Origin of the sequence: Streptomyces sp. NPDC005752, from assembly GCF_040630715.1 — a bacterium.
In the GTDB taxonomy this organism is placed as follows: Bacteria; Actinomycetota; Actinomycetes; order Streptomycetales; family Streptomycetaceae; genus Streptomyces.
This window is the reverse complement of sequence record NZ_JBEXYB010000028.1, coordinates 1-13,366: the sequence shown is the minus strand read 5'-3', so window position 1 is coordinate 13,366 and position 13,366 is coordinate 1. Positions and strand designations below refer to the sequence as shown.

General features: G+C 70.5%; 14 protein-coding genes. 5 read left to right on the top strand and 9 right to left on the bottom strand.

The window, feature by feature from the left end; genetic code table 11:
- Positions 1-224 precede the first annotated feature (224 nt).
- The 4 genes from ABZ441_RS23225 to ABZ441_RS23210 all read left to right on the top strand — a co-directional run bounded on the left by ABZ441_RS23225 (position 225) and on the right by ABZ441_RS23210 (position 4,325).
- Positions 225-1,457 carry a DUF2092 domain-containing protein gene (locus tag ABZ441_RS23225; RefSeq protein ID WP_358977395.1) on the top strand — a complete coding sequence of 411 codons (1,233 nt, stop codon included), beginning with the start codon at positions 225-227 and terminating at the stop codon, positions 1,455-1,457.
- Between the two features lie 130 nt (positions 1,458-1,587).
- Positions 1,588-2,580, top strand: a complete 993-nt coding sequence (locus ABZ441_RS23220) for an ABC transporter ATP-binding protein (protein WP_358977393.1) — start codon at positions 1,588-1,590, stop codon at positions 2,578-2,580.
- Positions 2,567-3,454, top strand: a complete 888-nt coding sequence (locus ABZ441_RS23215) for an ABC transporter permease (protein ID WP_358977391.1) — start codon at positions 2,567-2,569, stop codon at positions 3,452-3,454. The genes ABZ441_RS23220 and ABZ441_RS23215 overlap by 14 nt, the downstream gene beginning before the upstream one ends.
- A 199-nt stretch (positions 3,455-3,653) precedes the next feature.
- Entirely contained in the window at positions 3,654-4,325 is a 672-nt protein-coding gene (locus tag ABZ441_RS23210) for a TetR/AcrR family transcriptional regulator (protein ID WP_358977389.1), read from the top strand.
- Positions 4,326-4,387: 62 nt separating this feature from the next.
- Here ABZ441_RS23210 and ABZ441_RS23205 read toward each other — a convergent pair whose 3' ends face one another.
- From ABZ441_RS23205 to ABZ441_RS23185, 5 genes are all read right to left on the bottom strand, one after another.
- Positions 4,388-5,197: an HAD family hydrolase gene (locus ABZ441_RS23205; protein WP_358977386.1), complete on the bottom strand. Its 810-nt coding sequence runs from the start codon at positions 5,195-5,197 to the stop codon at positions 4,388-4,390.
- A gap of 65 nt (positions 5,198-5,262) precedes the next feature.
- Complete coding sequence (locus ABZ441_RS23200; protein ID WP_358977384.1) at positions 5,263-5,712, bottom strand: VOC family protein; 450 nt, start codon at positions 5,710-5,712, stop codon at positions 5,263-5,265.
- 111 nt (positions 5,713-5,823) lie between these two features.
- Positions 5,824-6,273 (bottom strand): hypothetical protein, encoded by a 450-nt coding sequence (locus tag ABZ441_RS23195; protein WP_358977382.1) that lies wholly within the window; start codon positions 6,271-6,273, stop codon positions 5,824-5,826.
- Positions 6,274-6,404: 131 nt separating this feature from the next.
- Positions 6,405-7,397: an EamA family transporter RarD gene (rarD, locus tag ABZ441_RS23190; RefSeq protein ID WP_358977380.1), complete on the bottom strand. Its 993-nt coding sequence runs from the start codon at positions 7,395-7,397 to the stop codon at positions 6,405-6,407.
- A gap of 115 nt (positions 7,398-7,512) precedes the next feature.
- The gene (locus tag ABZ441_RS23185; RefSeq protein ID WP_358977378.1) at positions 7,513-8,373 is read right to left on the bottom strand and encodes an SDR family oxidoreductase; all 861 of its coding nucleotides are present in this window, start codon (positions 8,371-8,373) and stop codon (positions 7,513-7,515) included.
- Between the two features lie 129 nt (positions 8,374-8,502).
- On the opposite strand from ABZ441_RS23185, the gene ABZ441_RS23180 reads away from it, so the two are divergent.
- Positions 8,503-8,910: a helix-turn-helix domain-containing protein gene (locus ABZ441_RS23180; protein ID WP_358977376.1), complete on the top strand. Its 408-nt coding sequence runs from the start codon at positions 8,503-8,505 to the stop codon at positions 8,908-8,910.
- An 8-nt stretch (positions 8,911-8,918) separates the two neighbouring features.
- On the opposite strand, the gene ABZ441_RS23175 is transcribed toward ABZ441_RS23180, so the two are convergent.
- The 4 genes from ABZ441_RS23175 to ABZ441_RS23160 form a co-directional block, all read right to left on the bottom strand.
- On the bottom strand, positions 8,919-9,977 hold the full coding sequence (locus ABZ441_RS23175; RefSeq protein ID WP_358977374.1) for a 2-oxoacid:ferredoxin oxidoreductase subunit beta: 1,059 nt from the start codon (positions 9,975-9,977) through the stop codon (positions 8,919-8,921).
- Positions 9,970-11,916 (bottom strand): 2-oxoacid:acceptor oxidoreductase subunit alpha, encoded by a 1,947-nt coding sequence (locus tag ABZ441_RS23170; RefSeq protein WP_358977372.1) that lies wholly within the window; start codon positions 11,914-11,916, stop codon positions 9,970-9,972. The genes ABZ441_RS23175 and ABZ441_RS23170 overlap by 8 nt, the downstream gene beginning before the upstream one ends.
- A 273-nt stretch (positions 11,917-12,189) precedes the next feature.
- Positions 12,190-12,849: a response regulator transcription factor gene (locus tag ABZ441_RS23165; RefSeq protein ID WP_358977538.1), complete on the bottom strand. Its 660-nt coding sequence runs from the start codon at positions 12,847-12,849 to the stop codon at positions 12,190-12,192.
- A gap of 206 nt (positions 12,850-13,055) precedes the next feature.
- The coding region (locus tag ABZ441_RS23160) for an ATP-binding protein (RefSeq protein WP_358977370.1) at positions 13,056-13,366 on the bottom strand (311 nt) is incomplete at its 5' end.

Here is a 13,366-nt window from a genome sequence, read left to right as displayed (position 1 = left end):
CCGGCCCACGCGTGCCCGACGGACCCCTAAGGGCTCGCCGGGCCGCGCGGCACCGGGGTCATCCCGTAGAGGTACGCACACTTGCTCCCGAGGGCTGACGCTTGACCCCGCCCGATTTGGTCAGATGGAGAACAACCACTCCTGACCACATCGGGTGAGAATGGCGGCGGGGAGTGGACGAGGGCAACGGGATGGCAGCCGCCGACCACGGAGGTAGAGCACACATGGCACCGAACGACAGCGCAGAGACCAACGGCGAGGCCACGGGCACTGTCGTGGGCCGCCGGAAGGCGGCGCGCTACATCGTCCCGTTCGCGGTGGCGGGAGTGGCGGCGGCGACGATCGGGCTCGTCCCGGCGCTCGCGGACTCCGGCGACCCGGAGCTGCCCGGCATCACGGCGCAGGAACTCATCGAGAAGATCGCCGCGTCGGACCAGGAGCAGCTGTCCGGCACGGTGAAGGTCAGCACCGACCTCGGCATCCCGTCGCTCGGCGGGCTGGCGGGCTCGTTCGCACCGGGCGGGGGGCAGGGGGAGTCGAGCGCGTCCCCCGACGCCAAGCTGATGGAGCTCGCCTCCGGTACGCACACGCTCCGGGTCGCGGCCGACGGGCCCGGCAAGCAGCGCCTGTCGATCCTCGGCGAGGGCTCGGAGTACAGCCTCGTCCACAACGGGGACGACGTCTGGGGCTACGACAGCGAGAGCAACGAGGTCTACCACGCGGAGTCCGACGGGAAGGAGCGGGCGGGCGACAAGGCCGGCGAGCACAAGGCGCCGAAGGGGATGCCGGGCACTCCCAAGGAGCTCGCCGAGGAGGCGCTCGCCGCCGCGGATGACACCACGTCCGTCACCGTCGACGGCACGGCGCAGGTGGCGGGGCGCGACGCCTACAAGCTCCTGATCAAGCCGAAGCAGTCCGGTTCGACGATCGGCTCCGTCACGGTGGCGGTCGACGCCTCGACCGGCGTACCGCTGAAGTTCACGCTGGCCCCGAGCAGCGGCGGCAAGGCCGCGGTCGACGCCGGCTTCACGTCGGTCGACTTCACGAAGCCCGACGCCTCCTCCTTCTCCTTCACCCCGCCCAAGGGGGCGAAGGTCACCGAGGCCGACGAGCTGCAGGCCGAGGCGGAGAAGAAGGGCGCGGTCGACAAGGCGCAGAAGGACCTCAGCGCGCTGGAGGACTTCAAGGGCCTCAACGTCATCGGCAAGGGCTGGAACGCCGTCGCCGCCATCGAGCTTCCCGGCGGGGCGGCGATGCCGGCCCAGGGCTCCGGCGACGTACCCGCGCAGGCGCAGCAGTTCCTCGACGCGCTCGGCGACAAGGTCAGCGGTGACTTCGGCTCGGGCACGGTCTTCAAGACGCGCCTGGTCAACGCGCTGCTGACGGACGAAGGCAAGGTCTACGTCGGCGCGGTCACCGAGGACACGCTGGTGAAGGCGGCCGACGCCGCCGAGTAGGACGCACGCCGAACGCCCCGCCCCGTCGTACGCTCCGTACGGCGGGGCGGCTCGGCTTCCGAGGCGGGGGCGGCGGCCACAGGGCGTACGACACGGGCGCCGGACACGGCGGGACGGACCGGGAGCGGGCATGACCGACACAGCGGCCGCGACGGCGGACACCGGGCCGGACGCGGGGCCGGAGCCCGGCAGCGTGATCGGAACGCGCGGGCTCACCAAGCGTTACCGGGGCGGGCAGTTGGCCGTCGACGGACTCGACCTCGCGGTCCCCTCCGGAAGCGTCTTCGGCTTCCTCGGGCCCAACGGCTCGGGCAAGACCACCACGATCCGGATGCTCATGGGGCTCATCGCCCCGACCTCCGGCACCGCACACGTCCTGGGCCGCCCCATGCCGGCCGCATCCCGCAGCGTGCTTCCGCAGGTGGGCGCGCTCATCGAAGGGCCCGCGCTGTACGGGTTCCTGACGGGCCGCGGCAATCTCGTACGCTTCGACTCCGCCGACCCGGCGGCCGATCCGCGTACCCGGCGCACGCGCGTGGAGCACGCCCTGGAGCGGGTCGGACTCGGCGCCGCGGCCGGCAAGAAGGCCAAGACGTACTCCCTCGGGATGAAACAACGCCTCGGGCTGGCCGCGGCCCTCCTCCAGCCGCGCCGGCTGCTCGTGCTGGACGAACCGACCAACGGCCTCGACCCGCAGGGCATGCGTGAGATCCGTTCCCTGGTCCGGGAGCTGGCGGCGGAGGGAACCACCGTCTTCCTCTCGTCCCACCTGCTCGACGAGATCGAACAGGTCTGCACCCACGCGGCGGTCATGGCCCGCGGCAGGCTCCTGGTGCAGGGGCCCGTCGCCGCACTCGCCGCGGGCGCCCGCGGCCGGCTCACCGTCACCACCCCCGACCCGGGCGACGCCGCCCGCATCCTGGCGGCGCACGGGGCGACGGGCCTCATGACCGACGGGGACCGGGTGAGCGCCGACGCACCACCGGGCGAGGTGGAGCCGGCGGACCTCAACGCCGCCCTCGTGCGCGGCGGCGTACGCGTACGCGCCTTCGGCATCGAACGGGCCTCGCTCGAGGACGCCTTCGTCGCACTCACCGGAGAGGGATTCGATGTCGCAGGCTGAACTCACGGCGGTACCCGCACCCCGCACCCCGCCCCGTGCGCTGTGGGCGTTCGGCATCCTCCGCTCCGAACTGGCCACCACGCTCCGCCGGTGGCGCACTCTCGCCCTGCTCGGGGTGCTGGCGGCCGTGCCCGTCCTGATCGGGATCGCCGTCCGGATCGAGACCGGCGACGGCTCGCGGGGCGGGCCCGACGGCGGGGGAGGCCCGGCCTTCCTCTCCCAGGTCACCAACAACGGGCTGTTCCTGGTCTTCGCGGCACTCTCCGCGACGCTCCCCGTCTTCCTCCCGATGGCCGTCGGCGTCATCGCGGGGGACTCGGTCGCAGGCGAGGCGAGCGGCGGCACACTGCGCTATCTGCTGGTCGCACCGGCGGGCCGCACCCGGCTGCTGCTCGCGAAGTACGCGGCCGTGCTGGTGTTCTGCCTGGTCGCCACCCTGGTCGTGGCGGCGTCGGCGCTCGCGACCGGGGCGCTGCTCTTTCCCGTCGGTGAGGTCACGACGATCTCGGGGACCCGGATCGGCTTCGGCGAAGGACTTCTGCGGGCCGGGCTGATCGCGGTCGCCGTGGCGGTGTCCCTCATCGGTTTCGCCGCGCTGGGCCTCTTCGTCTCGACGCTCACCGACAGCGGGGTCGCGGCGATGGCGGCCACGGTCGGGGTGCTGATCACCGTGCAGATCCTGGATACGATGCCGCAGCTCGACGGGATCCACCCGTATCTCTTCCCGCACTACTGGATGTCCTTCACGGATCTCTTGCGCGATCCGGTCTACTGGGACGAGGTGACGAGGAATCTGGGTCTGCAGGCGCTGTACGCGGCAGTGTTCGGCTCCGCGGCCTGGGCGCGCTTCACGACGAAGGACGTCAGCGTCTGAGCCAGGGAGGGCACGGGCCGCCCGTACCGTCGGCCGGTCGAGCCGTCCCCCGATCGGCTCGTCGCGGCACGAACGGCACGAACGGTGTGCTCCACGGAACGTCACGACACGGTACGTTCCGTTTCCAGCCTGGTCATTGTTCGACTTTTGGCGACGACCTGTCAATAAGCGGTGGGCGTAATCCCCCTATGCTCACCGAATGATCACATCGCCGAGTTCCCTGCGCCGCAGCGAGAGGTCACGACGGGCGACGCTGGACGCCGCCCTGGAGCTGTGCACGGAGAAGGGGTACGGCCGGGTCACCATCGAGGCGATCGCGGCGCGCGCCGGGGTGAGCAAGAAGACGATCTACCGCTGGTGGCCGTCGAAGGGCGCGGTGATGCTGGAGGCGTTCACCGAGGTGTTCGTCGGCGCCACACCGTTCGTCGACACCGGTGACATCGCCGCCGATCTGCGGACGCACATCAACGGCGCGGTGAAGATGGTCTCCACCCCGCCCTACGGCCCGGCATACGCCGGGATCCTGTCGGAGATGCACCACGACGACGACCTCGCGCGGGCGGTCCTGGAGCAGCTGGTCAGCCCTCGTTTCGAGGCCGCCGTGGGACGCCTGCGCGGTGCCCAGGAACAGGGGCAGGTCCCGGCGGGCGCAGACCTGCCGCTGGCGGTGGAGATGCTCTACGGCCCGGTGTACTACCGCCATGTGCTGCGTACGCCGGCCCAGGACGAGGCGACGGTCGCCGCGCTCGTGTCCCATGTCCTGCGGTCCCTGGCCCCGCCCGGGGACGCCGCTCCGGCAGGCACCCCGGGCGAGGTCCCCGCCCAGGGCGGTGCCGCCGCCCGGAGTGACGCCCCCGACGCCCGGAGCTGAGGTCCCCGCTCCGGTGTGCGCTCCCGGCCCGGGTGTCCTCCGGTCGCCGGGGGCGCGTGGTCTCAGGCGAAGAGCCGGTCCAGGACCACCGCGACACCGTCGTCCTCGTTCGAGAGGGTGATCTCGTCCGCCGCCGCCCGCAGCTCGGCGTGCGCGCCCGCCATCGCCACCCGGTGGCCCGCGAGGCGGAACATCGGCAGGTCGTTGGGCATGTCGCCGAACGCCACGGCCCCGGCGAGGTCCCGCCCCAGCAGGCCGGCGGCCAGGGAGACCCCGGTGCCCTTGTCCACGCCGTACGGCGCCAGCTCCACCGTTCCCGGGCCGGCCATCGTGACGGACGCCAGATCGGCCACCGCCCCACGGGCGGCCGCGGCCAGTTCGTCGTCCGTCAGTTCGGGGTGGCGTATCAGGACCTTGATGACCGGCTCCGCCCACAGATCCGCGCGGCGCCCGGCCCGCTGAGCGGGAAGCGAGGGGTGCGGCATGCGGTAGCCCGGCTCGATCAGCGTCATGCCGTCGGTGCCGTCCTGGTCCACCGCGGCGAACACCGGCCCCACCTCGGCCTCTATCTTGCCGAGCGCGGTGTCGGCCAGGTCCCGGTCCAGCGTCACCGAGCTCAGCATCCTGGCCGTCCCCGCGTCGTACACCTGCGCGCCCTGCCCGCAGACCGCGAGGCCGTCGTAGCCGAGGTCCGCGATCAGGGCGCGTATGCCGGGCACGGGGCGGCCCGTGACGATCAGGTGCCGCGCCCCGGCCGAAGCGGCGCGGGCGAGGGCGGCGCGGGAACGGGAGCTCACGGTGTCGTCGGCACGCAGCAGCGTGCCGTCCAGATCCGTGGCGACCAGGGTGCAAGCGGCGGGTGGCGTGAACATGAGCCCAGCCTAGAGAGATCGCTCTCCGGCCGTACATCGCTGACCTGTGAGGACGGGCGGCTCGCTCAGTGCACGCAGAATTCGTTGCCCTCCGGGTCCAGCAGCACCTGCCACGACCCCCCGGGCTCGTCGACGCTCCGCAGCACACTCGCGCCCAGTCCCACCAGCCGTTCCACCTCTGCCTCGCGCTGCCCGGGGGCCGGGTGGACGTCCAGGTGGAGGCGGTTCTTCACCGTCTTGGGCTCGGGGACGCGCTGGAAGAGCAGCCGTCGCCCGAGCCCGGTCCCGCTCTTGTCCTCGTACGGGTCATCCGGATGCCGCACCGCGGCGAGATCGCGAAAGGCGCGGTGGCCGTGCGGCTCGACCGTCGCCGCCTCGGTGACCGCGCCCACGGCGAGCAGCTCCTCGATCAGGGCGCTGTGGTCCTCGACGAGGTAGCCGAGGGCCTCGGCCCAGAAGTCGGCCTGGGCGTGCGGGTCGCCGGCATCGATGACGAGCTTCCAGTGCAGAGTCATGGACACCGTTCATAGTGGTTACCCGACGGGTCCGGCAACGGGCACGCCGGAACAGGGGTCGATTCCCCGCACACCGGGGGCGGGGCCGCCATGGCCTTCGGGGCCCGGAACTCATCGTGGCGGACAGGCCGTGCAGGCGTGGCCGCCGAGCTCCCCCAGCAGTTCCCCGGCCGCCGCGCGTACCGCGGGGTCGCCGTCCCCGGCCAGCCGCTCGGCCGTAGCCCGGCCGGCCTGGACCGCCAGATGCGCGTCCCTCGTCCACTCCGGGTGGCGGGTGTGACCGTGGGCGAGGATCGTCCCCAGCAGGGCGAGCACCCCCACGCGGTCCTTCACGGCCTCCATGGAGGCGAGCTCCCACAGGAAGGGCACCGTCGCGGCCGTCGCGTCGAACACGGCCAGGGCGCCGATCCACCGCGCCAGGTCGCTCAGCGCGTCATCGGCCGACTCGCTGTCGCCCCAGGCGATCCGCGACAGCATCCCGGGGACCTGGGAAGCTGAGCCCTTGGCATGACGCAGCTCATGCCACCGCACGTGCCTCATGTCCTTCAGGACGGTGCCCATCCGGGCACTCAATCAGCCTTTGCGAGTGCCGTCCACCATGTCTGCCCCCTACTCTCCGGTCGGGCTCGCGCCTGCTCCTCCGCTCGCCCGGAAGCCGCCGCACGGCGTCGCCGGGCCGAAGGGCGGCCCGGTCACCGCTTGACTGCGGGGGTCTCCACGTCCGGTGTCGAAGCGGAGGCTGTCGCGATGGGCGCCACGTCCTCGGCGGCCCGTACGGCCAGACGCAGGGCCTCGGCCCTGGTACGCCGTGCCGTCCGCAGGGCGTCCCAGGTCAGCAGTATCAGTGCCACCCAGACCAGCGCGAAACCGGCCCATCGCTCCGGGGGCATCGCCTCATGGAAGTACAGGATGCCCAGGGCGAACTGGAACACCGGTGCCAGGTACTGCAGCAGGCCGAGGACGGACAGCGGGACCCGGATCGCGGCGGCGCCGAAACAGACGAGCGGGATCGCGGTGACGATTCCGGTCGAGGCGAGCAGTGCCGCGTGCCCCGCGCCCCCGGAGAAGAACGTCGCGTCGCCGTTCACCCCGAGCCACAGCAGGAAGCCGAGCGCGGGCACGAACAGCACCGCGGTCTCGGCGGCCAGGGACTCCAGGCCGCCCATGTTGACCTTCTTCTTCACCAGGCCGTACGTCGCGAACGAGAACGCCAGCACCAGTGAGACCCACGGAGGCTGCCCGTATCCGATCGCCAGCACGAGCACGGCGGCGAAGCCGGTCGCCACGGCCGTCCACTGCACCGGCCGCAGCCGCTCACCGAGCAGCAGGACGCCCATGGCGATGGTGACCAGCGGATTGATGAAGTAGCCGAGTGACGCCTCGACGACGTGGCCGTTGTTGACGGACCAGATGTAGAGGCCCCAGTTGACCGAGATCACGGTCGCGGCCGTCGCGATCAGCGCCAGCCGCCGGGGCTGACGCATCAGCTCGCCGATCCACGCCCAGCGGCGCAGGAACAGCATGGCGATGCCGACGGCCCCCAGCGACCACACCATCCGGTGAGCGAGGATCTCCACCGCACCCGACGGTTCCAGCAGCGGCCAGAAGAGGGGGACGAGGCCCCACATCCCGTACGCGCCGACGCCGTACAGCAGGCCTGCCCGCTGTTCGTTCTTCCCCTTCACGGGCCCTCCCGGCACTCCTGCGCCGGCGACGGGCCGACTGTACGACGGTAGCGCCGGAAGTGCTCTGTGTCATTGCCGTCTCACGAAAACGGTCGTGACAGTGCGAGGGGTGTCCTCAGGCGGCGGCCACCGCGGCGGCGACCGTCTCGGACGCCGGGGTCGTCGGGCGGCCGATCAGACGGGCCAGGTCACCGCTCGTCCCGCCGAGCAGACCGCGTCCGATCGCCTCGTCCACGTCGACGAGGATCTCGGCGAACGGAGCCGGCACCCCGGCCTTCACGAGGATCTCCTGGTGCACGGAGGCGGGTACCTCCGTGTAGGTGATGTCCTTGCCGGCGGCGGCGGCGACCATGGCCGCGTACTCGGCCAGCGACCAGGCGACGTCACCGCTCAGCTCGTACACCGCGCCGAGGTGTCCCTCGCCCGTCAGCACGGCCGCGGCCGCGTCGGCGTAGTCGGCCCGGGTGGCGGAGGCGACCCGGCCCTCGCCCGCGTTGGCGACGACGGCGCCGTGCTCCAGGACCGGGCCCAGGTTCGCCGTGTAGTTCTCGGTGTACCAGCCGTTGCGCAGGAAGGTGTACGGGACCCCGGAGTCGAGGATCAGCTGCTCGGTCGCCTTGTGCTCGGCGGCCAGCAGGAAGTCGGCGTCGGGGCCGCCCAGCACACCGGTGTACGCGAGCTGCGCGACGCCGGCGGCCTTCGCCGCCTCGATCACGGCGGTGTGCTGCGCGATCCGCTTCCCGACCTCGCTGCCCGAGATCAGCAGCACCCGGTCGCCGGACCGGAAGGCGCCGGCGAGGGTCTCGGGACGGTCGTAGTCCGCGATGCGGATCTCGACACCCCGGGCGGCGAGGGCTGCGGCCTTCCGCTCGTCGCGGACGACGGCGGCGACGGACTGTGCCGGAACCGTGGCGAGCAGCCGCTCGACGACGAGACGGCCGAGTTCACCGGTTGCTCCGGTGACGACGATGCTCATGGGTTTCCTCCTGTGTGCCGGGCCTGGTCGCCCGGCGGGTGCGCGGATCCTCTGATGCGGACTCTTGCCACTCACCCTAGGGGGTGCGCTTTCCAGAAGAAAGTACCCACTTTGAAGTAAGGTACTGGCATGAGCGTAAGTCCTATAGGGGCCCCGAGCGTCAACCAGCCGATGTGCCCCTCCCGGCTGGTCCTGGAGCACGTCACCAGCCGCTGGGGGGTGCTGGTGCTCGCCGCACTGCTTGAGCGGTCGCACCGTTTCGGTGAACTGCGCCGCACCGTGGGCGGCGTCAGCGAGAAGATGCTGGCGCAGACCCTCCAGACGCTGGAGCGGGACGGTTTCGTGCACCGGGACGCCAAGCCCGTGATCCCTCCGAGGGTGGACTACTCGCTCACCCCGCTGGGGGAGGAGGCCGCCGAACAGGTCTGGGGCCTGGCCCGGTGGACGGAACGGCGGCTGGAAGCGGTGGAGCGCGCCCGCGAGACATACGACGGGGCCCGGAGCCGAACGGCTCCGGGCCCCGGTGGACAGGGGTGACGGCGAGATCAGCCGACCACGGTCCACGTGTCGTTACCGGCCAGCAGGGTGCTGAGATCACCCTTGCCGTGCTGTTCGATCGCCGTGTCGAGCTGGTCGGACATGAGCGCGTCGTAGACGGGGCGTTCCACGCTGCGCAGGACGCCGATCGGTGTGTGGTGCAGGGTGTCGGCGTCGGCCAGCCGGGACAGCGCGAACGCGGTCGTGGGGCTGGGGTTGTGGGCGTCGTGGACGAGGATCTGTGACTGGTTCTCCTCGGTGACCGCCACGACGCTCAGGTCACCCGTGAGCGTGTCGCGGACGACCCCCTTGGAGTCCTCGGTGCCGAAGCGGATGGGCTTGCCGTGTTCGAGGCGGATGACCGCCTCCTCGGCCCGCTCCTTGTCCTTGAGCACCTCGAAGGCGCCGTCGTTGAAGATGTTGCAGTTCTGGTAGATCTCCACGAGTGCGGTGCCGGGGTGGTCGGCGGCCGCGCGCAGCACGCTCGTGAGGTGCTTCCGGTCGGAGTCGACCGTCCTCGCCACGAACGTCGCCTCCGCGCCCAGAGCCAGGGAGACGGGGTTGAAGGGGGCGTCGAGTGACCCCATCGGCGTCGACTTGGTGATCTTTCCGAGCTCGGAGGTGGGGCTGTACTGCCCCTTGGTGAGCCCGTAGATCCGGTTGTTGAACAGCAGGATCTTGAGGTTGACGTTGCGGCGCAGGGCGTGGATGAGGTGGTTCCCGCCGATGGACAACGCGTCGCCGTCACCGGTGACGACCCAGACGGACAGGTCGCGGCGCGAGGTGGCCAGACCCGTCGCGATGGAGGGCGCGCGGCCGTGGATCGAGTGCATCCCGTAGGTGTTCATGTAGTACGGGAAGCGGGACGAGCAGCCGATGCCGGAGACGAACGTGATGTTCTCCTTGGCCAGCCCCAGCTCGGGCATGAACCCCTGAACGGCGGCCAGGACCGCGTAGTCGCCGCAGCCCGGGCACCAGCGCACCTCCTGGTCGGACTTGAAGTCCTTCATGGACTGCTTGCCCTCGGCCTTGGGGACCAGTTGGAGGAGTTCGTTGGCGTCAGGCATCGATGGCCTCCTTGAGGGCTGTGGCGAGCTGCTCGGCCTTGAAGGGCATTCCGTTGACCTGGGTGTAACTCTGCGCGTCCACGAGGTACTTGGCCCTCAGCAGCAGGGAGAGCTGCCCGAGGTTCATCTCCGGGACGACGACCTTGTCGTAACGCCTCAGCACCTCACCGAGATTCCGCGGGAACGGGTTGAGGTGGCGCAGATGGGCCTGTGCGATGGTCTCGCCGGCCGCGCGGAGCCGGCGCACCGCCGCCGTGATCGGCCCGTACGTCGAACCCCAGCCCAGTACCAGGGTCCTCGCGCCGGCCGGGTCGTCGACCTCGAGGTCGGGGACCTCGATGCCGTCGATCTTGGCCTGGCGGGTGCGGACCATGAAGTCGTGGTTGGCCGGATCGTAGGAGATGTTCCCCGTGCCGTCCTGCTTCTCGATTCCGCCGATCCGGTGTTCCAGGCCCGGGGTGCCCGGTACGGCCCAGGGGCGGGCCAGGGTCTCCGGATCCCGCTTGTACGGCCAGAACACCTCCGTGCCGTCCGCGAGTTCGTGGTTCGGCCCGGTCGCGAACTGCGTCCGCAGGTCCGGGAGGCTGACGACCTCGGGGATCCGCCACGGCTCGGAGCCGTTCGCCAGATACCCGTCCGAGAGCAGGAACACCGGAGTCCGGTAGGTCAGCGCGATCCGGGCGGCGTCCAGCGCCGCGTCGAAACAGTCCGCCGGGGTCCTCGGCGCCACGATCGGTACGGGTGCCTCACCGTTGCGCCCGTACATGGCCTGAAGTAGATCGGCCTGCTCGGTCTTGGTCGGCAGACCGGTGGAGGGGCCGCCGCGCTGGATGTCGATGATCAGCAGCGGCAGCTCCAGCGACACCGCCAGGCCGATCGTCTCCGACTTCAGTGCCACCCCCGGGCCCGACGTGGTCGTCACACCCAGGGACCCCCCGAACGACGCGCCGAGCGCCGCCCCGATGCCGGCGATCTCGTCCTCCGCCTGGAACGTCCGCACGCCGAAGTTCTTGTGCTTGCTGAGTTCGTGCAGGATGTCGGATGCCGGAGTGATCGGATACGAGCCCAGATAGACCGGCAGATCCGCCTGCCGGCCCGCCGCCACCAGCCCGTACGACAATGCCAGGTTCCCCGAGATATTGCGGTAGGTGCCCGTCGGGAAGGCCTTCGACGCCGGGGCCACCTCGTACGAGACGGCGAAATCCTCGGTGGTCTCACCGAAATTCCAGCCCGCGCGGAACGCCGCCACGTTCGCCTCGGCGATGGCCGGCTTCTTCGCGAACTTCGACCGGAGGAATGCCTCCGTCCCCTCGGTCGGACGGTTGTACATCCACGACAACAGCCCGAGCGCGAACATATTCTTCGACCGCTCGGCCTCCTTACGGGAAAGCCCGAACTCCTTCAAAGCTTCGATCGTCAAGGTCGTCAAGGGCACGGGATGCACGTTGTAGGCCTCGAGCGAACCGTCTTCGAGAGGAGATTCGGCGTAACCGACTTTCGCCATCGGACGCTTCGTGAACTCGTCGGTGTTCACAATGATGTCGGCCCCGCGAGGTACGTCGGCGATATTCGCCTTCAGTGCGGCGGGATTCATCGCGACCAGCACATTCGGTGCGTCGCCGGGGGTCAGGATGTCGTGGTCCGCGAAATGCAATTGGAACGACGACACGCCCGGCAGCGTCCCGGCGGGCGCCCGGATCTCGGCCGGGAAGTTCGGCAGCGTCGACAGGTCGTTCCCGAACGACGCCGTCTCGGACGTGAACCGGTCACCCGTCAACTGCATGCCGTCACCCGAGTCACCCGCGAAACGGATGATCACTCGGTCCAGGCGGCGGATTTCCTTCTCGGTGGCACCCGTGCGATCAATGAGCGGGGCTCGTTGCTCCCCGACGACAGTCTCTTCGGACTTTCCGGCTGGGCTACTGACCTGGCTGGTCACTGAACTGGACCTCCCTCGGGGCGGCGGCTCGGGACCGGCCGACCCGCCGGCGGTCCAGGCCCCACCCTACTTCTGTAAGGGTCGCCTTCCTTGGACCGGTCGTATGGTGGACGCGTTTCTGGACATGATCGCGTCGCCCTTCGCCATGTGTTCCGGCCCTCGCGTTCACCGGATGAACGGCTCCCCTTCGTGCCTGTCCTTTCGCCGTATACCTGGGGTTTTGTTTCGCCGCGGGTGGATCATCCGGATCATCGCGAGTAGATCATCTCTTTGTCACGAGTTCAGATAAGTGAGAACGGCGAGAACGCGTCGGTGATCCCCGTCACTGGGTGACAGGCCGAGTTTCAGGAAGATGTTGCTGATGTGCTTCTCCACGGCCCCGTCGCTGACCACCAACTGCCGGGCGACGGCCGAATTCGTACGCCCCTCCGCCATCAGGCCGAGGACCTCCCGCTCGCGCGGCGTGAGCCCCGCCAGCACGTCCTGCTTGCGGCTGCGGCCCAGCAGCTGTGCCACGACCTCGGGGTCCAGGGCGGTCCCGCCCTTCGCCACCCGCACCACGGCGTCCACGAACTCCCTGACCTCGGCGACCCGGTCCTTCAGGAGATAGCCCACCCCGCGGCTGCTGCCGGCCAGCAGTTCGGTGGCGTACTGCTCCTCGACGTACTGCGAGAGCACCAGCACCCCGATGTGCGGATACTCCTTGCGCAGCCGCACCGCGGCCCGCACGCCCTCGTCGGTGTGCGTCGGTGGCATCCGTACGTCGGCCACCACCACGTCCGGCAGCGCGTCCTGCCCCGCGAGGTCGGCCACCGTCTTGAGCAGTGCCTCGGCGTCTCCCACCCCCGCGACGACATCGTGCCCGAGATCGGTCAGCAGCCGGGTGAGCCCCTCCCGGAGCAGCACCGAATCCTCGGCGATGACGACCCGCACTCTTTCCTCCACGACTTTCTGTCCCCCACTGTCGGTGTCACCTGCGTGCGCCGTTGCGGGCGCAGCCCTGTGTGTCCAGCATTCCAGCATCGGCGCCCGGATGGGCCGTACACCAGCGGTTCCGGAGCCACCGGACGCGCCGCAGTGCCCCGGCCGCCGGGAGGGCGGCCGGGGCACTGCGGCTCCGGTTCGTGCGAGGCGGACTCTCAGCCCCGCCAGGGCAGTTCGGCCGTGACCGTGGTGGGGCCCTCGTCGGGGGAGTCGACGACGAGGACGCCGTCCACCGCGTCCAGCCGCTCCGCGAGCCCGGCCAGACCACCGCCCGCCGACACCCCCGCTCCGCCGCGCCCGTCGTCCGTGACCTGGAGCATCAGCCGGTCCGACACCCGCCATACGTCGACCGAGGCACGGGTGGCCCGGGCGTGCTTGCTGACGTTCTGGAGGAGTTCGGAGACGGTGAAGTAGGCGATGCCCTCGATGGCCTGTGCGGGGCGTGAGTCCAGATCCACCGTGACGT